Source organism: Asticcacaulis sp. P2_C5, assembly GCF_056404555.1.
In genome coordinates this window covers 524728-546799 of the sequence record NZ_JBFUDU010000001.1, presented here as the reverse complement: position 1 = coordinate 546799, position 22072 = coordinate 524728, and the positions used below count along the sequence as shown (strand labels likewise).

The window sequence follows — 22072 nt, the reverse complement described above, 5'->3', positions numbered from 1 at the left end:
CCTACGCGGCGCTCGCGCCGGACTGTGGCGCCGGAACGGCAATCCCTGCGGCCGAATATTCGTTCAGCTTGTTGCGTAGCGTACGGATCGAGATGCCGAGGATGTTGGCGGCATGGGTCCGGTTGCCGAAGCAGTGGCTCAGCGTGTCGAGGATCAGCTTTTGCTCGACCTCGGCGACTGTCGAACCGACAAAGGTCCGCGCCGCGTGTTCGGCAGCCAGGGACACCCGACCGATATAGTCCGCACCGATGGGCGCCACCGGATTGAGCGGCTGGCCGTCCGGCAGGCGGATGGCTTCGGCATCGATCTCCGGGCCGCCCGACAACAGCACGGCGCGATGCATGGCGTTTTCCAGTTCGCGCACATTGCCCGGCCAAGGATGGGCCTGCAGACGGCGACGCGCTTCCAGCGCAATCGGCTTCAGCGGAATGGCATTGGCCTCGCTGTATTTCTTGGCGAAGAAGTCCGACAGGGCGACGATATCGGCCGGGCGCTCACGCAGCGGCGGCAGGGCCAGGTTGATAACGTTCAGGCGGTACAGCAGGTCCTCGCGGAAGCTGCCGTCCTTCACCGCGGCGGTCAAGTTGCGGTTGGAGGTCGCCAGCACGCGGATATTGACCGGCACCGGCTTGGCGCCGCCGACGCGATCGATCACCCGCTCTTGCAGGGCGCGCAGCAGCTTGGCCTGCAGACGGGCATCCATTTCCGAGATTTCGTCCAGCAGCAACGTGCCGCCGTCAGCCTCTTCGAACTTGCCGATGCGCCGCGCCATGGCGCCGGTAAAGGCGCCCTTCTCATGGCCGAACAGTTCCGATTCGAGCAGGTTGTCCGGAATGGCCGCGCAGTTGACCGAGATGAACGGCCTCGATGCGCGGCGCGATTTTTCATGGACGTAGCGCGCCATGACTTCTTTGCCGACGCCGCTTTCGCCGGTGATCAGGATCGAGGCGTCCGAATTGGCCACCTGGTCGGCCAGCTTGATCACCGCCTGCATGGCCGGATCCTTGGTGACCAGAGGCCGTGAATCGTCCGACACGGCGGCCAGGACGGCGGCGATCAATTCGGCATCCGGCGGCAGGGGAATGAATTCCTTGGCGCCGGCCGATATGGCAAACGCCGCCTTGCGCGGATCAGGATTGACGCCGCAGGCTATGACCGTGACGAAGATATGCTCGCGCTCGTTCGCCTCGATCAGCGACCTGATGTCGAGTTCGTAATCGACCATCAACAGGTCGGCGCCCTGGCCGCGCCGCAGTGCGTCCGTGGCCTGGGTCGGGGTGTCGACATGGGCGACCTTGGCGCCCGTATCCATGGCCATCTTCACCGCGACGGAGAGCTGGCCGCTCAGTTTTCCAACGACTAAAAGTCTCATGGCTTCAGTTCCCGGTATTATCTTCGGATTTGATGATTTCCGTCATGGTCACGCCCAGGCGATCGTCGACAACGACCACTTCACCGCGTGCGACCAGGCGGTTGTTGACATAGATATCGATGGCCTCGCCGACCTTGCGGTCCAGTTCCAGCACACTGCCCTGCCCCAGTTTCAGCAATTGCGACACCGACATGTAGGACTTGCCCAGTACCGCCGAGATATTGACCGGCACATCGAAAACGGGCGCTAGATCGGCCGCCGCCTTTTCGCCTTCGTCCTCTGGCCCGCCGCCGGGACCCGTATCGGTGAAATCTTCCAGACCTAGATCGGCCATTGTGTGGCCTCCTTGATGTTACTAATGGCCATGTTCGGCCCTCGACTGATGAAATACTTCGGCCTCGAGCGTTTCGTTAAGCGCCGCTTCGAGCGCATCGAAGACCTGTTGCGGATTGAATTCAGCGCGCCCCTCGTTCCACACGATCTCGAAGGCGCCCTTGGGCGAACTGGGCCGATCGCGGAACTGAATCTGCCCGCCATAGCCGGCATAGGTGGCGGCTTCCATGGCGGCCGCCTTCAGTTCCTCGGACGGGTCCTTGGCGTACAGGACCAGGCGCGTCGCCGTTTCGATCTCCTGGCCTAGCGCCTCCAGGGCAGCCGTGACCGGTGCTTGCGGAAAGCGTTCCAACGCCTCGGCGGCGATCTTCTGGGCACAGATCAGGGCCAGTTGCACGACGGCGCCGCGATAGGACTGAATGGACTCGGTAATGTGGCCCAGCCCCTGGCGGGCGGCGTCGGCCAGACCCTGGACCGCCGCGCCCTGAGCCATCTGGGCACGCGCCAGAGCCGAGGCCTCGCCGTCGGCATAGGCCTTGGCGCGCACGGCCTCGACCTCTTCGGGGGTGAAGAACTTCTTTTCGCGCGGCGCCTGTTGCGCCAGCACGCGTCCGCCGTCACCAAACACGGTGCCGAACTCGAACTTCTTGTGAACCGGATGCTCAGCGGACATAACGCCCCCCTGAAAAATACAAACCCAGGAGCGAAGCGACTAGCGCCGTTGAGGCGCGCAGCCCGCGTGGCGCCAAGCGAGCGAAGGCGAGCTGAACGCCCTTAGTATATAAGTTCATCATCGCCTCCCTGTCCGGCAAGCATGATTTCGCCCTTGGCAGCGAGGTCCTTGGCGACCTGGACCATGGCCATCTGCGCCGCATCGACGTCCTTCAACCGCACAGGTCCCATCGACTCCATATCGTCGCGCATGATCTTGGCGGCGCGTTCGGACATGTTGGACATAAACATATCGCGCAGGCTGTCCGACGAGCCCTTGAGCGCCAGGGCAAGCTGATCCTTTTCGACCGCGCGCAACAGGGTCTGCACCCCGCCCGGATCCAGCTTCGACAGATCCTCGAAGACGAACATCAGGGCCCGGATGCGCTCGGCCGACTCGCGGTTGCGTTCTTCCAGGGCGGCAACAAACCGGCTTTCGGTCTGGCGGTCGAAATTGTTGAAGATTTCGGCCATCAGTTCGTGGCTGTCACGCTTGCTGGTCCGCGCCAGGTTGGACATGAACTCGACGCGCAGGGTCTGCTCGATCTTATCTAGGATTTCACGCTGCACCGGCTCCATGCGCAGCATGCGCTGGACGCACTCCAGGGCAAAATCCTCAGGCAGGGACGACAGCACGCGTGCCGCGTGATCCGCCTTGATCTTCGACAGCACGACGGCGACCGTCTGCGGATATTCGTTCTTCAGGTAGTTGGCCAGGACGGCTTCGTTGACGTTGCCCAGCTTGTCCCACATGGTCCGGCCGGCCGGACCACGGATTTCTTCCATCAGGGCTTCGACTTTTTCGGGCGGCAGGAACGAACCCAGCAGGCGCTGGGTCTGTTCGAAACTGCCCATGATGGTGCCCGACGACGACAGGCCGGCGACAAATTCGACCAGAAGTTCCTCGACCACATTGGCCGACACCGTGCCCAGGCTCGACATTGCCTGGGATATTTCCTTGATTTCTTCTTCGTCCAGCGACTGCCACAGCGAGACGTGATCCTCGCCCAACGCCAAAAGCACGACGGCGGCCTTTTCGACCCCGCTCAACCGCTTTGCATCATCAATCAGATTTTTTCTTGCCATGGCCACTAACTATCATGCAGCCAGGAGCGCAGGATCGAGACCGACTCCTCGGGGTGGCGGTCGACGAAATCCGATACCTTCTTGACGGAAGACGCCTTTACCTGGCCTTCGATGCGCGCCATGTCGATGCGCTGTTCCTGCTCGACCGAGGGAACCAGGCCGGTGGCGGCGATGTTGTCGGCGATCTGATGGTTGATCGACGGCATCGCCTGGCCGGGCAGCCCCGCCATGGCAGGCTGACCAGCCATGCCGCCATTGGCACCTGCCAGATAGCTGGTGGCGCCGCCGTTGATGAATTTGAGCAGCGGACGCGCCACCAGGAATATGGTCAGCAGGGCCACGACAAACAGCACGGCGACTTCGGCGGCGCGCATGATGTCGTTCTTGTCGAAATCGAACATCGGCGCCTTGGCGTCGGTGCCGCCGGCGAAATCGCCATGGCTGAAGCGGATATTGGTCACCTTGATCTGGTCACCGCGCGTGGCGTCATAACCGACGGCCGCCTGGATCAGTTCCTGTATGCGCTGCATGTCGTCGGCGGAACGCGGCGCATAGGCCGGGGGCGCCTTGCCGTCCTTGGATGGCGTTTCGACGCCGTCGACCACAACGGCCACAGCCAGTTTTTTGATTTCGCCGGGACCGGTGACCGAGGTCGTCTTGGTCGTCGAAATTTCGTAGTTGGTGACTTCCGAATCCTGCTGGCTGGTATTGCCGGTGGTCGACAGGGTCGGCGCCTGTTGGGTGCCGGGGATATTGGCGCTGGCCGTGGTCTGGCCGGCGGAGTTCGGATCGGTGGTGTTTTCCGTGCCCGAATTGGTGCTGGTCGAACGCACGACCTGGCCGTCGGGATTATATTCGACCTGTTCCTTGGTCGTCGACGTCTGATCGATATCAGCCGTGACCATGACGCGGGCAGCACCCGGCCCGACCACGCCTTCGACGATGTCCATGACGCGCTTCTTCAGATTTTCCTCGACCTCGGACTTGCGCGCCGCACCGGCGCCGTTCAGAGCACTGTCTTCCTGGCCGCCGGCGGCCAGAAGATGGTTGCGATCGTCGATCACGGTGACGTCGTCGGTCTTCAGATTGGGCACGGCGCTGGCCACCAGATTGCGGATGGCGGCGACCGAGTCACCGTCCAGCGGCCCGGCCGACAGGCCGACGACCACCGATGCGGTCGGATGGTTGGCCGCGTCCTCGAACAGTTCACGGCGCGGCATGACCAGGTGGACGCGCGCCGAACTGATGCCGCGCAGGGTGCGCATGGTCCGGGCCAGTTCGCCTTCGAGGGCACGCTGGTTGTTGATATTCTGTACGGCTTCAGTCTGGCCCAGGGCCGGCGCATTGTCGAAGATTTCGTAGCCCACCGAACCACTGGTCACCAGCCCCTTGGAGGCGATCATCATCCGTGCCTTGGCGACCTCGTCACGATTGACCATGATGGTCGAGCCGTCGCCCTTGGCTTCATACTTGATACTGGCCTGATCCAGCGCCTGGGTGACCGAGGCCGCTTCCTTCAGATCGAGATTGGAATAGAGCAGGGCTTGCGGCTGGGCGCTGATGTTCAGCACGATGGCCAGAATCACCGCCGCCACACCGGCCGCAGCACCCAGGATCGCCACCAAACGGCTGATGCCGAATTTTTGCAAGCCGTTAAAGAAGGACTCCACGTCGTAACCACCCTGTCACCATCGCGCAGGGCACTTTTACGGCGTGCCCGGCTCACTAGGCAGTAATTTCCCAGTGGTGAGTTAATGCCGGCTTAATTTCACACGTCCGTGAAGTGATTTTTTGAATTCAACGCGGAAAGTAAGTGCCGAGAATATCGGCGTTTTTTCAACAGCGCTTAAACGCCTGCGACGGACCCGGTCATACCGGGCCCGCCGAAACAGGACGTCAACGGACCAGGCCGTTAATATATCAAGCCCCCGGCACGAAGCCATGCCACGGGGCAATCTTGCTGCCGTTACAGCGTTTCGCAGCCTTCCGGTCCGCCAACACGGCAGACCGAGGAAGACGCAAATCTTAACGGTATTGCTGGATACGCGTTGTGCGCAGGCCGGCCATGCCATGATTTTCGATGGCCTTTTGCCACCCCAGAAACTCTTCCGAGGTAATGTTATAGCGCACGCAGGCATCATCGAAGGTTAGTAGCCCGCCGCGTACGGCAGCCACCACTTCGGCCTTGCGGCGTATGACCCATCGCTCTGTGCCGGGTGGCGGCAGATCATTGAGGGTCAGCTTTGCCCCGGTTGGACCAATCACGTATTTTTCGCCCTTGCTGTCGCGGCGTTGTTCTTGAAGCATGGCATTTTGCCTTTGTTACCATCACCATTAAAAGTGACTATACCCGGCCTGTCATAATATCCGCTTAATCGCCTTAGTAAATTTTGTACTAAAGAACGCAGATATCCGGAGATAATACTTTATTAAGGTTGGCAATATGCCAGCTTCAAGAGTTAACGCCCGTTAAGTCTGTTTATTTACTTAAGGTTTACCGCTTGATTTGCAGCAGTTCCTGCAGCATGTCGTCGGCTGTCGTGATGATCTTCGACGCCGCCGAATAGGCGCGCTGGGTGGTGATCAGGCTGGTGAATTCCTCGCCCAGGTCGACGGTCGAAGCTTCCAGCGAATCAGGCGACAGCGAGCCAGCCCCGCCCTCACCCGGCTGCTTCAGGGAGAAGCCGCCCGAAGCGCTTGAGACGGCGAAAGCGTTGCCGGTGACTGGCGTCAGGCCATTGGCATTGATAAAGGTCGCCACGGCGACCTGGCCCAGCTTGCGGACATCGCCATTGTTGTAGATGGCGTTGACCATGCCGTCCTTGTCGATGGAAACCTTGGTCAGGGCGCCGAACTCGGTACCATTGACGCTCATGGCGGTGGTGGTCGAATCGCCTGCAAGCTGAGTCAGAGTGCTGGTGCCGGTGCTGCCGAAGCCAAGATCAATATCCTGAGCAGCGGCACCAAACGAGCTGTTCCAGGTCGCTGCACCAACAGCCGGGGTGCCGCTCGACGCGCCTACGGTGAAGGTAGGATCGAACGTGCCCGTAGTGTTTGGGGTCGAATTCACCATGTCGAGGTTACCGTTCGAGTCAAAGAACAGGTTGCCTGTCTGCAGTTGATGCAAATCGGGGGATGCGCCGGTATCGACATCGGGGGACGAGATTTCATAGGACCACTTTGTCTTGCCAAGGGTTGGCGACCCGGCCGTGGTGTCAACGCCAATCTTCAGCAACGATACCGTCACGGTATGCTGCTGGCCGAGAGAATCCGACACGGTCATCGAGATGGTCGAGTCCGGCTTGGTGCCCATATTGGTCGTGGCGTCGTAGGCCGACATGGCGCCGGCCTGGGTCGTCGGCGAATAGGCGCTCGGGCCTGGCGGGGTCAGCAGGGAATCAGCGGCGGCTGTCGATATGGGCGTATTCGAGTCGATATTGGCGGTGAAATTTGCCGCGGTCGTCGCTTCCGCCTTGTTCGTGATATTCGACACATTGATCGGCGCCAGCTTGGTGATGTCGGTCGCATTGGTGTCGATATTGCCGCTGGAATCGGCGGGCCAGCCCATCAGGTAAAGGCCGGCGGCGTTCTTCAGATAGCCCTTGGTATCGGTGCTGAACGATCCGTCACGCGTAAACAGCATGTCGCTGCCGGCGGTGACCGTATCGGACGACGGCGAGGTGACAAAGAAACCCTGGCCATCGAGGCCCAGGCTATAGCCGGCGTTCGACGAATTCAGCTCGCCGCGGTTGGTCAGGCTTTGCTGCACCGAAGCCGTGACGCCGTTGGAGGCATAGGTCGAAACCGTCGTATTACCGGTGACCAGGTTGGTGAAGTTGGTCATCACGCGCTTGAAGCCCGTGGTGTTCGAGTTGGCGATGTTGTTGGAGATGTTGGCCAGGGCCGCCGCATTGGCGGACAGGGCGGTAACACCGGATTGCATAGCGCGATTGATAGACATGAGAGAACTCCGTGAAAGTCAGAAAGCGAAGGATGAGAAGGTGAGAGGTTTGGGTATCAGGCGGAAATCTTGGTGATCGAACTTAAGGGGACGTAGGTGCCGCCGACCTTCAGCACGACGGAGCCGTCGCGCATCTCGGCAGCATTGGCGACGCCGGTCAGCTGAACGCGGCTGGCAACGTCGCCGCCGGCATTGCTGGCGGTAATCTTCATGGTGTAGTCGCCGCTGGTGACCTTGGAGCCCGTACTGGTCTCGCCGTCCCAGATGACCGTGTGGGTGCCCTTGGTCTTGTCGGGACCGGGGCCGCTCCACACCGTATTGCCCTTGGAATCGAGGACGCTGACGGTAACGTCACTGGCGTCGCCGCCCAGGGTGTAGTCCCAGGCCGCCTCGCCATTGGCGAAGGTGGCCGTGGTGGTCGCCGCGCTGACGGTCTTGCCGATATAGCTGACCGCCGCATCCATGCCGCCGCCGGCATCAGCCGCATTGGCCAGCTTTTCGAGAAAACCGTTGGCCTTGAGCTGCTGCTCGACCGATGAATACTGGACCAGTTGGTTGGTCCACTGCGTCGTATCCATGGGCGACAGCGGGTCCTGGTTCTTGATCTGCGCCGTCAGCAGGCTGAGAAAGGTCGTGTAGTTCGACGTCAGGGACTTGGCGTCTTTCTGCGCGGTCGTCTGTATCGTGGTCGTGTCGGTAACGCCGGTAACCATGGCTGAATTCCTAAACGGTGAGATCGAGGGCCAGGCGCGAGCCGGCCGGACGTTGGTTGAAAGTATTGAGAGCGGCCTCGAGTTCGGCCTGGGTCGCGGCGGCCTCGGCAGCTCTGAGTGCGCGGGCAGCGTGGTTGGGCGTAGCGCGTGGCTGTTGTCCAGGCTGTTGATCCGCCTGCTGGCCGAACGGGGAATCGCTGGCGCCCTGGTTGCCGGTGCCGTTGTTCTCGGTTTGGCGCGATGAGAAGGTCAGGCCATCGCCGTCGATCTTCAGACCCGCCGCGGCGAGGTGCTGGCGCAGTTCGCTTTCGTGGGCCGCGAAATTGGTCGCCGTGATCGGTGTATCGAAGTCGAGATGGGCGCTGACCTTGCCTTCGGCGGTGATGGTCAGGGCGACATCGACCCGGCCGAGATCGGCGGGCTTAAGTTCGATCTGGAACTTTGTGCTGCCGTCACCGAGACGCTTCTGGATCTGCACGCTAAGCGTCGTCATGGTGTCGACGGCGCTCTGCGACAGGGTCGAAGCCGGAATAACCGGGGTTGCCGCCGGTGCCGCCTCAGCCGTCACGATCGGTGGCTGGGTGGTGACCGGGGCCGGAGCCTCCGCGACAACCGCCGCCGTTGCTGGCACGGCGGCGACGGGCGCTTCAGCCGCCGGGTTGATGGCAGGTGCCGCGGCTTCGACTTTTGCAACTGGCGCCTCGGCAGGTGTGGGCGCGGTTGTTGTTGCCGGGGTGACATTAAAGTTTGGCTTGAACGAAAAGCCTGAAACAGCCGGCGTCTTGACAGCGGCAGATTTTGCCCGTGCCGGCGCGTCCGGTGTTTTCGGCGTTTCGGATGCCACTACAGGCGCCATGGCCTCACGAACGACCGGCGCCAGCGCTGGTGTTGGTGTTGCTGGCGGGGCTGGTGCCTCCGCCGCAGCCGGCGTGTTGACGGATGTGTCGCTGCGCGGCGCGATGGCGGCGGCGACTGCCAAAGCCGGCAAGGCGTTATTATCGGCAGCCACCGCTTCAACGTGATTGGGCTCGGCTTCGGTCTTTTCGGACCCAGCGGCCTTAGTCACAGGCTTGGAAGGCTCTGCCTTACCTGCAGTTTTAGTGACAACCGCAGTCGTCTCAAACTCGGGCAGAACCGGTGCTGACACTTCCTCGGCGACAGTCTCCACGGGTAGCGGATCATTCGCTTCTCCCCTCATGAGGGGAGAAGGTGGCCGAAGGTCGGTGCCCGGCGGCGAGCCTGAGGGGCTTACGCGGTCGGCATCAATCACAGGCATGTCGGCGCTGGGCTCAGACGTCACAGCCACAGATGCGACAATTTCAGGACCGACGACAACCTTGGCTTCAGGCGTTGGCGCAACAGTCACAGGTGCGACCATCTCGGGACCGACAACGACCTTAGGCTCAGGCGACTGAACGACCGGCGCCGGTGCCACAATCTCGGGACCAACAACAACCTTGACTTCAGGCGTCGGAGCCACGGCCACTGGCGCAACGATCTCCGGACCAACGACGACCTTGGCTTCAGGCGCTGGAGCGATCGACACCGGCGCGACGATCTCAGGACCAACAACAACCTTGATTTCAGGCGTCGGAGCGACCTTCACAGGCGCGACCATCTCGGGGCCAACAACAACCTTGACCGCAGGTGTCTGAACGACCGGCGTGGGCGCCACGATCTCAGGGCCAACAACAACCTTGGCTTCAGGTGTCGGGACGACCGGCGCAGGTGCCACAATCTCAGGGCCAACAACGACCTTGGTCTCAGTCGTCGGAGCGACCTTCACAGGTGCAACGATCTCAGGACCAACAACGACCTTGGTCTCAGGCGTCGGCACAACCGACACAGGCGCGACGATCTCGGGTCCAACAACGACCTTGGCTTCTGGCGTCTGAACGACCGGCGCGGGCGCGACCATCTCAGGACCGACAACGACCTTGGCCTCAGGTTTCTGAACTGCCGGCGCAGGCGCAACAATCTCCGGACCAACGACGACCTTGGCTTCAGGCGTTGGAACCACAGTCACAGGCGCAACCATCTCGGGACCGACAACGATCTTGGTCTCAGGTGCTGGAGCGACCGACACAGGCGCAACGATTTCAGGACCAACAACGTCCTTGGCTTCAGGCGTCGGAACCACAGTCACAGGCGCGACAATCTCAGGACCAACAACGTCCTTGGCTTCAGGCGTCGGAACCACAGTCACAGGCGCGACAATCTCAGGACCAACAACGTCCTTGGCTTCAGGCGTCGGAGCCACAGCCACCGGCGCGACAATCTCAGGGCCAACAACGATCTTGGCTTCAGGCGTCGAAGCGACCGACACAGGCGCGACCATCTCGGGGCCGACAACGACCTTGGCCTCAGGTTTCTGAACTGCCGGCGCAGGCGCAACAATCTCCGGACCAACGACGACCTTGGCTTCAGGCGTTGGAACCACAGTCACAGGCGCAACAATCTCCGGACCAACGACGACCTTGGCTTCAGGCGTTGGAACCACAGTCACAGGCGCAACCATCTCGGGACCGACAACGATCTTGGTCTCAGGTGCTGGAGCGACCGACACAGGCGCAACGATTTTAGGACCAACAACGTCCTTGGCTTCAGGCGTTGGCGCGACAGTCATTGGCGCGACCATCTCGGGACCTACAACAACCTTGGCTTCAGGGGTCTGAACCACAGTCACAGGCGCGACAATCTCGGGACCGACAACGACCTTGGCCTCAGGTTTCTGAACGACTGGCGCAGGCGCAACGATCTCAGGACCAACGACAACCTTGGCTTCAGGCGTCGGAGCGACCTTCACAGGCGCGACCATCTCGGGACCTACAACGACCTTGGCCTCAGGTTTCTGAACGCCTGGCGCAGGCGCAACGATCTCAGGACCAACAACGACCTTGGTTTCAGGCGTCGGAGCGACCTCCACAGGTGCTACGATCCCAGGACCAACAACAACCTTAAGCTCAGGCGACTGAACGACCGTCACAGGCGCAACGATCTCAGGGCCAACGACAACCTTGGCCTCAGGTTTCTGATCGACCGGCGCGGGCGCAACCATCTCGGGACCGACAACGACCTTGGTTTCAGGCGTCGGAGCGACCTTCACAGGCGCAACCATTTCGGGACCAACCAAAACCTTGGTTTCGGCCGTAGGAACGACAGCCGCTTCCGGCGCAGTCGCCGTCATATTGACAAACGACACCGTAGCGGCGTTTTCCCCAGCCGGCGTGGCCTTGACAGGCGCAGTCTTGATCTCGGCAGCCACCCCCGGCGCGACGGCAGCCGGTGTCGTCGTCAACTTGGCGACCAGGTTGGCAAACAGCGACGCCACATCGTCCGCCTTCGCAGAGGCCGCAATCGTCCCGTTACCAGCCTTGGCGGGCGGACCGAACAATTGGGTCAACAGGGACAGAGCGTCGGACATGGAACTCGGGCAAAAAATGGGTGAAGCCGGCCCATGACGGGCGATCAGCTTGAAGGTCACGCATTTTGCGCTGGAGTAAGGTCGCCCTCTCCTTTGCAAGCCGGAGGCCAGATTTAAGTTATTGATTTTATGGATTTTAAATAAGCATTAACCATGGCGGGATTTGCCGGTCACGGACATTTTTGCCTAGCGCGGACCGGCGAAATTGCCTTATGGCAGGGCGCCCGTGTCGAGAAACTGCTGCGCCGCCACCTCGAATCCACGCCACGCTGCCCCCGCCAGGGAACTGCCGACACTGACCCGCCGCACCCCCACCTCGGCCAGGGCCGGCGCGTTCATCTGCGGCCCGAACAGCAGTATATTGACCGGCACCGGCGCCACCGCCTTCACCATGGCGGAGATCGTGGCCATCTCGGTCACGCCGGGCGCATAGACGCAATCCGCCCCGGCCTGGGCAAATTTCACCAGACGGTCGACGACGGCCCCAGGCTCCGCCGTCCCGACCAGCCAGGCCTCTGCCCGCGCGACCAGAATCACGTCCTCGCCCGACTCTTTGATAGCCGCCCGCGCCGCCACGATCCGCTCAACCGCCAGCGCCTCATCATACAGCCCGGCCCGGCCACGATCCTCGATCGACAAACCGGCGATGCCGGTATCGATGGCCAGCCGTACATTCGCCGCCACATCCTCCGGCGCATCAGCAAATCCGTTCTCGAAATCGGCATTGACCGGCAGTCCGGTCGCATCGACCAGGACGCGCAGATGGTCCAGCACCTCATCGCGCGTCACCTGATAGTCCGTGCGCCCCAGGGTCGCAGCAAAGCCGGCACTGGTGCTGGCCAGGGCCTTGAAGCCCATCCTTTCCAGCCGCACGGCGCTGCCGGCATCCCACGGATTGGGCAGCAGGAAACAGCCGCGCTCATGCAGCGCCCGAAACGCCCGGCGCTTTTCTGCAATCTCCGGCTTGTTTTTGAAGTCTGGCATACCGCTCTCTCCGCTCTGTTTCGACCCGCGTTAACACCTTGGCACGCGACTTGCGACCTAATCTGTCAGCAACGGGCCTCCCCGCCCAAGGAAAAGTTCATCCCTATGAAAACTATAGGTAATTTAAATTCGGCCAGTGCGGCTACCCGGCAAATTTCGCCGGGTACCATGCAGCCCTTGCCTAAGCGGACGAGCAAAATGCCGTCCGCTCGCGGCCTCACGGAGATTATCGCATGTCTCTGAACTCGATCATGAACATCGGCGTGTCGGGCCTGATGACGGCGCAGGAGCAACTGCGCGTCACGTCCGACAACATCTCCAATGTCAACACGCCAGGCTATATTCGCAAGGTCTCGCACCAGACGTCCCTGACCATCGGCGGCAAGGGCATGGGCGTGACCACCGGCCAGGTTACCCTGGCGGCGGACAGATATCTCCAGGCCGCAGCCTTGAAGGCCCAGGCCAGCGCGTCCAGCGCCAGCACGACCTTCGACCTGCTCGACCAGATCCAGTCGCAGTTCGGCGACATTACCGACACCAATAACCTGTTCAACCAGGCGGCCACCACCCTGTCGACCATGGCCACAGCCGCGGAAGACCCCAGTTCCGGCGCCGCCCGCCAGCAGACCCTGAGCAACCTGTCGAGCTTCCTCTCGGAAGGCGCGCGCATCTCCGCCCGCATCCAGACCATCCGCGGTGACGCCGATTCGCGCATCAGTTCGGACATCAAGTCGGTCAACGACCTGCTCAAGAACATCAGCGACCTGAACGCCAGCATTTCGGCCGCCACGGTGGCCGGCGACGACGCCACCGGCGCCCAGACGACCCAGGCGAAATATATCGACGACCTGGCCAAGCTGATGGACGTCAATGTCACCCAGAACGAGCACGGCGGCGTCACGGTACGCACCGGCACCGGCCTGTACCTGGCCGGCGACAAGTATGCCACGCTCGACTACCAGCCGACCGCCGGCGTCACCTCGACGACCAATTTCGGCGCCATCATCGTCACCGGCATCAACGGCGAAAAGCGTGACCTGGCAGACAATATTGCCTCGGGCGAGATCAAGGGCCTGCTCGATGTTCGCGACAAGTCCTCGGTCGCGGTCAACGACCAGCTCAACCAGTATATGACGCAATATGCCGAACAGCTGAACGCCGCCCACAACCAGGGTACGGCCGTCCCTGCGCCGGCGTCCCTGACCGGCAAGACGCTCAGCCTGACCGAGGGCGAAGCCGCCACCGGCTTTACCGGCCAGACCAACCTGGTCACGCTCGACGCTTCGGGCAATATCACGCACAAGATGCTGGTCGACTTTACCGCCGGCACCTGGTCGCTGGATGGCGGCGCATCGACCGGCAGCTTTTCGGCCAACACCTTCGCCAGCGACCTGACCTCGGCCTTCGGCGGTTCCGCCACGGTCGACTTTACCAATGGCAAGCTCAGCCTGACGGCCAGCGGCAGCGGCGGCAATAACGGCGTGGCCGTGGTCGATCCCGCGACCGGCGGCGCGACCAAGCAGGGCCAGGGCTTCTCGCACTATTTCGGCCTCAACGACATCGTCGATTCCGCCGTGCCCACGACCTACAAGACTGGTCTGGGCCCGTCGTCCGACAGCGGCTATGCCAGCGGCACGATCAGCTTCGCGCTGAAATCACCCAATGGCGCCGCTGTGGCCAGTGTCGACTTCACACCCGCCGCCGGCCAGACCATGACCGACCTGGTCAATTCGCTGAACAACACCACGACCGGTGTCGGCCGCTACGGCACCTTCTCGCTCGACACTAACGGCCAGCTCAGCTTCCAGGGCTTCGGCACCCCGGCCAACACCCTGGCCGTCAAGTCCGACAGCACGGCCCGCCTGGGCACCGGCGCTTCGATGAGCCAGTTCTTCGGCATAGCCGGCGCCGCGTCCAATATCGCCGGCGGTCTCAAGATCCGCGACAGCATCTATCAGGCGCCCAACACCATGGCCCTGGCCCGGGTCAATCTGAACACGACCGGCGGCAAGGGCGCCCTGGTCGCGGCGGACGGTTCCAACGGCCTGGCCATGGCCGATATAGGCTCTAAAGCGACGGTCTTCGCCAAGGCCGGCTACAATACCGGCGGCACCTCGACCCTGGAACGCTACGGCTCGGATCTCGCCGGCCAGGTCGGCAATATCGCGGCCAATGCCAAGACCAATATGGAGAGCTCCTCGTCCCTGCTGGCCGAAGCCCAGACGCGGCGCAGTTCCTACGAAGGCGTCAATCTCGACGAGGAACTGGTCAATCTCACCACCTATCAACAGGGATACAGCGCGGCCGGCCGCCTGATCTCGGCCGCCAAGGACATGTACGACGTCCTTCTCAACATGATTTAACGGAGACACGATCATGCGCATCTCCACCGCTTCCACCTGGTCCAACGCCTTGCACAATCTCAGCACGGCCCAGGAGCGTCAACTGAAGGCCAATAATCAGGTCTCGACCCAGAAGATCGCCACCGATCTGATGGGCTACGGCCGTTCGTCCGAGATCATTGCGTCGTATCAATCGGCCCTGGCGCGCACCAACAGCTACATCGACGTCAACAAGTCGGTGACCGAACGACTGAACAGCCAGGACCTGGCCCTGACGACGGTCAGCCAGGCGGCGACGGACGCCAAGGATTCGATCATGAATTCGCTGGCCAACAATACGGGTAACGCTCTTATGGAGTCGTTACAGGGCAATTTTTCGGCAGCGCTTCAGGGCCTGAACTTCGAGCATAACGGCCAGTACCTGTTCGGCGGCGGCAATGACGGCACGGCGCCGATGACCGCCAACACCCTGACCGAACTGGCCGCAGCAACCACGGTCGACGACGTCTTCGTCAACGGTACGGTCAAAAAGTCGTCGCGCATCGACCCCAGCACCAACCTGCAGACCGGCATGCTGGCCAGCGACCTGGGCAAGCAACTGATGCAGACCTTCAAGGACATCAAGGCCTATAATGACGACCCTCTGACGGGGCCGTTCGGCGACGAATTGACCGAGGCGCAAAAGACCTTCCTGACCACCAAGTCGCAGGAATTCGGCAAGGCCTACGACAAGTTGGTGGAGCAGACCTCGCTGAATGGCACGTTGCAGAAGCGCGTCGACAACAGCCAGGCGGCGCTCCAGAAACAGTCGGAATCGTTGCAGGGACTGGTCGACGACCGGACGGACGCCGACATGGCCAAGGCCTATACCGAACTGCAGCAGGCGCAGGTGGCGGTCCAGGCCTCGGCCCAGGTCCTGGCCAACCTGCAATCCTCCAGCCTGCTGAACCTGCTGAAGTAAGGCCGGTCGCCTACCAGACCATATGGCTTTGCACGTCGGCCTTCAGTGCGCCGACGACCGTCACCATATTGCCGCCGCCCAGGTCGATCACCGTGTCGCCGCCCATCTGACTGAGGGTGATGCCGGCGCCATTGATCACGCCGTGGGCCAGGCCATGGACATTGATCCGGTCGTTCTGCGCCGCCGAAAAATCGCTGACGATATCAACGCCCGATCCGGCGCCGAAAACGAACTGATCCGCGCCCAATCCGCCCAGCAGGGTGTCGTTGCCGCCACCGCCGGTCAGCAGGTTGTTGCCGGAGTTGCCAGCAATGCTGTTGGCGAGCCCATTACCGACGCCGTTGATATTGGCGCTGCCGGTCAGAACCAGGTTTTCGAAATAATCCTTCAGCGAATGAGAAACCGACGCCCGAACCTCGTCGACGCCGCCGGCATCGACGCTGCCAAGCAGTTCCGAAATCCCCATGGCGGTATTATCGACGATATAGGTGTCGTTGCCGCCACGACCGTAAATCTTGTCCGCCCCGCCGCCACCGGCCAGGAGATTATTGCCTGCATTGCCGTAGATGGTGTTGGCCAGGGCGTTACCTGTACCATTGATGGCGCCGTTTCCGGCCAGGGTCAGGTTCTCGACATTGTCACCCAACACGAACGAGACCCCGGACTGCACCGTATCGGTGCCGGCGTTCAGGCCTTCGATCACGACATCGCCGATGTTTTCGACGATATAGAGATCATGTCCGCCACCGCCCGACAGGGTATCGGCGCCCGAACCGCCGTTCAGCCTGTTGTTTCCGCTGTTCCCATTAAGCACGTTGGCAAATGCGTTGCCCGTGGCGTTGATATGCTGAGGCCCGGTCAGGGTCAGGACCTCGATCGACGACGCATTGCCGAGCGTCCACGATACTGACGACAAGACCGTATCCGTTCCCTGGCCATTCAGTTCCGTCACCACATCGCCGGCATTGTCGACAACGTAGGTGTCATTGCCCAGTCCACCTACCAGGGTATCGAGGCCCAACCCTCCGGTCAGTACATCGTCTCCGCCCAGGCCGGAAAGCCAGTTGTTGCCGCTATTGCCGGTCAAGCCATTGGCAGCCCCATTGCCTGTGCCGCTCAGCGCCGCGGTGCCGCTCAGCAGCAGGTTTTCGACATTGGCGGCCAGGGTCAGGGCAAGACTGGTCTGGACCGTGTCGGTCCCCTCGCCGACGGCTTCGACAACCACATCGCCGGCATTATCGACGACAAAGGTGTCATTGCCCAGCCCGCCGGTCAGGGTATCGGCGCCCAGATTGCCATCCAGCCGGTTATTGCCGTCATTGCCATTCAGGGCATTGTCGATGGAATTGCCCTTGGCATTAAGATCGGCGGTGCCGGTCAGGGTCAGGACCTCGATATAGGTCTTTCCCAGCACATAGGAGACGCTGGCCAGCACAGTGTCGCTGCCGCCACCCGGACCTTCCGTGACGACATCGGCGGCATTGTCGACGATGTAGGTATCGTCGCCCAGGTCGCCGGTCATGGTGTCGATGCCTGCCCCGCCATCGAGATAGTCATTGCCGCCCAGGCCGTTCAAAAGATCGCCGCCGTCCTTGCCGTACAATTTACCGTCACCATTACCGTCGGTCAGTTGATCGTCAAAGTTCGTGCCGGTGATGTCGAACCTTTCGAAGCCCTGGACCGAGCCGCCGCCGGGCATGACGTAAACTGTGGTCCCGTCCAGCACCGCGGAGACATCCAGCGTAATGCCGTGTCCATTGTCCTGGGCGTAGTCGTAAAAATCGATCTGTAGCAGGTCGTCGCCTGCGCCACCATCGGCGTCGCTATAGGCACCGGTGCTGATAATGTCGTCGCCATTGTCGCCGTTCAGGCTCGCCAGGTCGTCGGCCGTGCCGCCGCCCAGAATACCGTCATTGCCGTCCCCGCCGCTCAGCGTGTCCGCGCCGGCCCCGGTCGTCCAGTAGCTGCTGCCGTCGCCGGTGCGTCCGTACAGCAGGTCATCACCCGCTCCGCCGTTTTCCACATTGTCGCCAATATCTCCCGACAGGGTGTCGTTGCCACCTTCACCGTACAGGCTGTCGCCGGTCACATGGTCGTCGACCGTCACAGTGCCATTGGCCGATATCTGGTCGTTTCCGGCCCCGCCATAGATGGCATCGATACCGGATACCCCGGTCATGACGTCACTATCGCCTGTGCCATAGATAAGGTGATTTTGGCCGTCGCTGCCGTCCGAGGCCGCATAGACCGCCTGGAATATCTCTCCGCCCGCTGTCCACGACACGACAAAGCCGCCGTCGTCACGCGCTGCCACGTCGCGCCAGGCCGAACTGGTCTTGAGGGCCGTTCCCACCAGCAATTCGCCGCCGATCCGCGCGCCTGTCGAATCAAAGCGCTGGGCGAAGACATCGACATAGTCGTCATCGGCATTATACAGCATACCGGGATGATATTCGCCCCACACCGCCACGAAGCCACCGTCATTCAGGCCGCGAACGGTCGTGCCATACGTAACCTTGCCGGCCTTGACCAGAATCTCGTCGCCAACCGGAACGCCGTTGGCGTCATAGCGCTGCAGGAAGTTGTCGTCGTTGCCAGCGCTATACACGCCGTCGTCGCTGGCCCACGAGATGACGTAGCCGCCGTCCTTTAGCCCGGTGACATTGCTGACATACTGGTCCCACTGGGTCAAAGTGCCGATATGGAACTCGCTTCCGGCGGGGTGTCCGGACGCGTCATAACGCTGACCGTAGACGCCCATATAGGACCCGTCCTGCATGTAGCTGGACCAGGCGATGACATAGCCGCCCGACGCAAGTGCTGCGATCTTGGGGTAAAACTGGTCGTCCTTGGTGTAGGTATTGACATGGACTTCGCCGCCGATGGTCGCGCCTGACGCGTCGAACATCTGGCTGTAAACGCCGACAAAATTGCCCGGGCCTTCTTCCAGATAGGTCATCCAGGTGATGACATAACGGCCGTCGGCCAGGGCGCAGATGCTGGGATTGGACTGTTCCGCCGGCAGAAAGCTGTTGACCTCGGTCTCTCCACCCACCTTGACCCCATGGGCGTCGAAGCGCTGGCTGTAGATGCTGGGCAGGTTGTCGCTGTCGCGATTGTAGGAGGTCCAGGTCAGGACAAATCCACCATCGGTCATGGCGGCCAGGGCCGGCGCGATCGGCGGATTCGGATAGGTCGCTTCCAGGGTGAAGGTGTCGGCGACGGGATTGCCGGCGGCGTCAAACAAACGGCCATACAAGGTCCATCCATCCCACCAGGCGGTTATATAGCTGCCGTCCTTCAGGATCGTGATGGTGTTCTGCATCGGGGCCGTGTAGCCCGTGGACACAACCGACGTAACGCCGGTCTCTAATATGGTCGTCATGATACCCCCCAAATTCAGTCTTAAAAACTCCGGCAAATGCCGCCTACACGCTATTTCTACGTTTCCCGCCTAAAGAAGACAATCGGCAAAATCGCCGCAACGTCGTTAGGTGATGGCCCACGGCGCATAATTCCTTTCCACCGAATGCGCCCTTGTGCTTAGACTCCCGATCTCTCAATCCAGATCATGGTCCAGTGCCTCAATGACGTGAAATGCCAGCCGGCGACCTGAGCGGCTATCTCCTCGGTACTCCCTAGCAATTTCTCGGCTTTTCCCTTATCTACCGCGCATGGACGCCTGCCCCATCCCTCTGATCGAATCCGCCGACCTGGCCGCCGCCATTGCCGCGACGCGGGCCAGCGTCGGCTTGGCCGCCGGTGCGCGCATCGTCGCCGCCATGTCGGGTGGTGTGGATTCGACCGTGGTCGCTGCCCTGCTCCACGCCGCCGGCTATGAGGTCATAGGCGTCACGTTGCAGCTTTACGATCACGGCGCGGCCCTGAAGAAGGCCGGCGCCTGCTGCGCCGGGCAGGACATTCACGACGCCCGCATGGCGGCCGAAAAGATCGGCATCAACCATTACGTCCTCGATTACGAAAGCCGCTTCCGCGACCAGGTCATTGAAGAATTCGCCGATTCGTACCTGCGCGGCGAAACGCCGGTGCCGTGCATCCGCTGCAACCAAAGCGTCAAGTTCCACGACCTGTTGCAGGTCGCCCGCGACCTCGGCGCCGAGGCTATGGCGACGGGCCACTATGTCGAGCGCTCGGATGACGGCGGTGTTGTCTCCCTGCGTCGCGCAGCGGATGCCTCGCGCGACCAGAGCTATTTCCTGTTCGCCACGACGCGCGACCAGCTCGACTACCTGCGCTTTCCGCTAGCCGGCATTCCCAAGCCCCAGGTACGCGACATCGCCGTCCAATTGGGCCTGAAGATCGCCCACAAGCCGGACAGCCAGGACATCTGTTTCGTTCCTGAGGGCAAATATACCAACCTGATCGATCGCCTGCGCCCGCAGGGCCGCGAAAAGGGCGTTATCCGCCATATCGACGGCCGCGCCCTGGGCACTCATGATGGCATCACCGGCTATACGATCGGCCAGCGCCGCGGCCTCAATGTCGCGGTGGGCGAGCCTCTTTTCGTGGTCAAGATCGATCCGGAGGCCAAGGAAGTCCTGGTCGGCCCGCGTGAGGCTCTGCTGACACGTGCCCTGACGCTGAAGGAAACCAACTGGCTGGGTTCGGAGCCCGACGTCGCCGACGCCGCCCGCTGCAGCAAGCCCGTCCTGGCGCGCGTCCGTTCGACGCGGCCGCCGGTCGCAGCGCGCCTGGTCACCCGCGGCAATGCGATTGAAGTCGAGTTCGATGATGCCGAAGAAGGCGTGGCCCCGGGCCAGGCCTGCGTGCTCTATGACGCTGACGATTCCGGCCGCGTGCTCGGCGGCGGCTTTATAGCGTCCACCCGCGCGGCGGTATAGGCCCGCCGCGCTTTTTTCATTGCGCTAACGCTATCGCTTCTTGAGCGCAGGCGGCTGTTTAATCCGCCGCTTCCAGGGCTTCATTCAACTCGCCAATCGACGGCGCCTGCGGGTTCAGTCGCATCGTTGTGTCACCGCGCTGCATCTCGGCGGCGCAGTGCGCGCAATGGACGACCGGCTTCAGTTCGTGACCGCAGCTATGGATCAGGGTCGTGTTGGGCTCGTTCGCGCTGTAAACATGGCGCGTACCCCAATCCATCATATGCAGGATCAGCGGCCGCAATTCATAGCCTTTTTCGGTCAGGACATATTCGCAGCGCCGCGGCCGTTCGCAATAGACCCGGGCCTCGAAAATGCCCGTCGCAACGAGGTGTTTCAGCCGTGCGGCCAGCACATTGCGCGCCATGCCCAACGATTCCTGCCATTGTTCGAATCGCGCGATACCACGTAGTGCATCGCGGATAATAAGCATAGTCCAAGGCTCGCCGACAATGTCGAGAGTCGCCGCTATGGCGCAGGTTTGCCTTGTATAGTCTGCGGAACGCCCCATGTCAGTTGGTACTCATATACTTAAGTTTTTGATTTTTTTGTCTTCGCCTTGATGGCAAATGACTTTAACGCCAGGCACGGATATTTCCGTTGCCTGCGCCTATCATATTCAGCCTGCGCGTTTTGGCTATAGCTAAATTACGGATTGGCCGCCAAAAGCCCGGCCAGGGACTTGGCCAGGGCCTGGGTCATCATGGCTTCATCGCTGCGGACGAAGTCCTGTTCAAAATGATCTGCCTGCCAGTGGACCAGGATACTGACGCCCCCGTCGAGGGCGAAGACAAGGCTGTCATGCGCCGCCGTGACATGGTCTTCGCACGAGGTCGCATAGTCGCCGCAGTCGCTGCGATAGTCGCCGGCCTTGACCACCTGAAGGTTCAGCGGCGCATTGGCCGCCACGTCCAGGCTGGTAACGCGGATATCGCGTGGACCGGCTGTCGTATTGAGGCGGACATGCACGGCGACGCGGCCGGTATCGTCCTCGGTAATCAGTTGCAAGGCGTCGATACGCCCGTCACCATCAAAGTCGCCATCGCGCAGTTGGACTGCGTTACCGGAATGGGACGGATTGAGATCGGGCGTCAGGGTCGAGGCCGTCGCAAGACTGCCGCCAAGCCACGCCACAACGGCGCCAACGCCCACCAAAATCCGTCCGAAACCCACCAAAACCGTCACCTTTTTTTGCCTTTCGCGCCCGAATGTCCGTAAACGAAACATTAACGGTGCGCCTGCGCGCTTCCCACGCAAGGCCGGTGCCAGCTTTGCCATAATCGC

At 61.7% G+C, this 22072-nt stretch carries 16 protein-coding genes; 3 read left to right on the top strand and 13 right to left on the bottom strand.

The features are described 5' to 3' along the window. Position 1: 1 nt before the first annotated feature. From flbD to AC1DXO_RS02150, 10 genes are all read right to left on the bottom strand, one after another. Entirely contained in the window at positions 2-1372 is a 1371-nt protein-coding gene (gene flbD / locus AC1DXO_RS02195; RefSeq protein WP_476976447.1) for a sigma-54-dependent transcriptional regulator FlbD, read from the bottom strand. Between the two features lie 4 nt (positions 1373-1376). Then, positions 1377-1706: a flagellar motor switch protein FliN gene (fliN, locus tag AC1DXO_RS02190; RefSeq protein WP_476976446.1), complete on the bottom strand. Its 330-nt coding sequence runs from the start codon at positions 1704-1706 to the stop codon at positions 1377-1379. A 21-nt stretch (positions 1707-1727) separates the two neighbouring features. Beyond that, positions 1728-2378 (bottom strand): FliH/SctL family protein, encoded by a 651-nt coding sequence (locus tag AC1DXO_RS02185; protein WP_476976445.1) that lies wholly within the window; start codon positions 2376-2378, stop codon positions 1728-1730. 101 nt (positions 2379-2479) lie between these two features. Then, positions 2480-3502 (bottom strand): flagellar motor switch protein FliG, encoded by a 1023-nt coding sequence (gene fliG, locus AC1DXO_RS02180; RefSeq protein ID WP_476976444.1) that lies wholly within the window; start codon positions 3500-3502, stop codon positions 2480-2482. A gap of 5 nt (positions 3503-3507) precedes the next feature. Next, positions 3508-5172 (bottom strand): flagellar basal-body MS-ring/collar protein FliF, encoded by a 1665-nt coding sequence (gene fliF / locus AC1DXO_RS02175; protein WP_476976443.1) that lies wholly within the window; start codon positions 5170-5172, stop codon positions 3508-3510. A 355-nt stretch (positions 5173-5527) separates the two neighbouring features. Continuing rightward, complete coding sequence (sciP, locus tag AC1DXO_RS02170) at positions 5528-5809, bottom strand: CtrA inhibitor SciP (protein ID WP_476976442.1); 282 nt, start codon at positions 5807-5809, stop codon at positions 5528-5530. Between the two features lie 187 nt (positions 5810-5996). Continuing rightward, positions 5997-7463 carry a flagellar hook protein FlgE gene (locus AC1DXO_RS02165; protein WP_476976441.1) on the bottom strand — a complete coding sequence of 489 codons (1467 nt, stop codon included), beginning with the start codon at positions 7461-7463 and terminating at the stop codon, positions 5997-5999. A 56-nt stretch (positions 7464-7519) separates the two neighbouring features. After that, positions 7520-8176, bottom strand: a complete 657-nt coding sequence (locus tag AC1DXO_RS02160) for a flagellar hook assembly protein FlgD (RefSeq protein WP_476976440.1) — start codon at positions 8174-8176, stop codon at positions 7520-7522. Positions 8177-8186: 10 nt separating this feature from the next. Next, positions 8187-11600, bottom strand: coding sequence for a flagellar hook-length control protein FliK (locus tag AC1DXO_RS02155; protein ID WP_476976439.1), 3414 nt, complete (start codon positions 11598-11600; stop codon positions 8187-8189). 210 nt (positions 11601-11810) lie between these two features. After that, the gene (locus AC1DXO_RS02150; RefSeq protein WP_476976438.1) at positions 11811-12584 is read right to left on the bottom strand and encodes an isocitrate lyase/PEP mutase family protein; all 774 of its coding nucleotides are present in this window, start codon (positions 12582-12584) and stop codon (positions 11811-11813) included. Between the two features lie 233 nt (positions 12585-12817). Between AC1DXO_RS02150 and flgK the strand changes: the two genes are divergently transcribed. Next, positions 12818-14947, top strand: a complete 2130-nt coding sequence (gene flgK / locus AC1DXO_RS02145; RefSeq protein ID WP_476976437.1) for a flagellar hook-associated protein FlgK — start codon at positions 12818-12820, stop codon at positions 14945-14947. A 13-nt stretch (positions 14948-14960) separates the two neighbouring features. Beyond that, positions 14961-15887, top strand: a complete 927-nt coding sequence (locus AC1DXO_RS02140) for a flagellin (protein WP_476976436.1) — start codon at positions 14961-14963, stop codon at positions 15885-15887. Positions 15888-15897: 10 nt separating this feature from the next. On the opposite strand, the gene AC1DXO_RS02135 is transcribed toward AC1DXO_RS02140, so the two are convergent. Further along, entirely contained in the window at positions 15898-19272 is a 3375-nt protein-coding gene (locus AC1DXO_RS02135) for a hypothetical protein (protein WP_476976435.1), read from the bottom strand. 289 nt (positions 19273-19561) lie between these two features. Here AC1DXO_RS02135 and mnmA point away from each other — a divergent pair, with 289 nt between their 5' ends. Continuing rightward, on the top strand, positions 19562-20749 hold the full coding sequence (mnmA, locus tag AC1DXO_RS02130) for a tRNA 2-thiouridine(34) synthase MnmA (protein ID WP_476976434.1): 1188 nt from the start codon (positions 19562-19564) through the stop codon (positions 20747-20749). Between the two features lie 58 nt (positions 20750-20807). On the opposite strand, the gene AC1DXO_RS02125 is transcribed toward mnmA, so the two are convergent. Further along, positions 20808-21299, bottom strand: coding sequence for a winged helix-turn-helix transcriptional regulator (locus AC1DXO_RS02125; RefSeq protein WP_476976433.1), 492 nt, complete (start codon positions 21297-21299; stop codon positions 20808-20810). A gap of 137 nt (positions 21300-21436) precedes the next feature. Next, the gene (locus AC1DXO_RS02120; protein ID WP_476976432.1) at positions 21437-21973 is read right to left on the bottom strand and encodes a hypothetical protein; all 537 of its coding nucleotides are present in this window, start codon (positions 21971-21973) and stop codon (positions 21437-21439) included. Between the last annotated feature and the right edge of the window lie 99 nt (positions 21974-22072).

Excerpts from the sequence above, each read along its gene's own strand:
- flbD (WP_476976447.1), bottom strand. The coding sequence starts at position 1,372 with ATGAGACTTTTAGTCGTTGGAAAACTGAGCGGCCAGCTCTCCGTCGCG.
- fliN (WP_476976446.1), bottom strand. The coding sequence starts at position 1,706 with ATGGCCGATCTAGGTCTGGAAGATTTCACCGATACGGGTCCCGGCGGC.
- AC1DXO_RS02185 (WP_476976445.1), bottom strand. The coding sequence starts at position 2,378 with ATGTCCGCTGAGCATCCGGTTCACAAGAAGTTCGAGTTCGGCACCGTG.
- fliG (WP_476976444.1), bottom strand. The coding sequence starts at position 3,502 with ATGGCAAGAAAAAATCTGATTGATGATGCAAAGCGGTTGAGCGGGGTC.
- sciP (WP_476976442.1), bottom strand. The coding sequence starts at position 5,809 with ATGCTTCAAGAACAACGCCGCGACAGCAAGGGCGAAAAATACGTGATT.
- AC1DXO_RS02165 (WP_476976441.1), bottom strand. The coding sequence starts at position 7,463 with ATGTCTATCAATCGCGCTATGCAATCCGGTGTTACCGCCCTGTCCGCC.
- AC1DXO_RS02160 (WP_476976440.1), bottom strand. The coding sequence starts at position 8,176 with ATGGTTACCGGCGTTACCGACACGACCACGATACAGACGACCGCGCAG.
- AC1DXO_RS02155 (WP_476976439.1), bottom strand. The coding sequence starts at position 11,600 with ATGTCCGACGCTCTGTCCCTGTTGACCCAATTGTTCGGTCCGCCCGCC.
- AC1DXO_RS02150 (WP_476976438.1), bottom strand. The coding sequence starts at position 12,584 with ATGCCAGACTTCAAAAACAAGCCGGAGATTGCAGAAAAGCGCCGGGCG.
- flgK (WP_476976437.1), top strand. The coding sequence starts at position 12,818 with ATGTCTCTGAACTCGATCATGAACATCGGCGTGTCGGGCCTGATGACG.
- AC1DXO_RS02140 (WP_476976436.1), top strand. The coding sequence starts at position 14,961 with ATGCGCATCTCCACCGCTTCCACCTGGTCCAACGCCTTGCACAATCTC.
- AC1DXO_RS02135 (WP_476976435.1), bottom strand. The coding sequence starts at position 19,272 with ATGACGACCATATTAGAGACCGGCGTTACGTCGGTTGTGTCCACGGGC.
- mnmA (WP_476976434.1), top strand. The coding sequence starts at position 19,562 with ATGGACGCCTGCCCCATCCCTCTGATCGAATCCGCCGACCTGGCCGCC.
- AC1DXO_RS02125 (WP_476976433.1), bottom strand. The coding sequence starts at position 21,299 with ATGGGGCGTTCCGCAGACTATACAAGGCAAACCTGCGCCATAGCGGCG.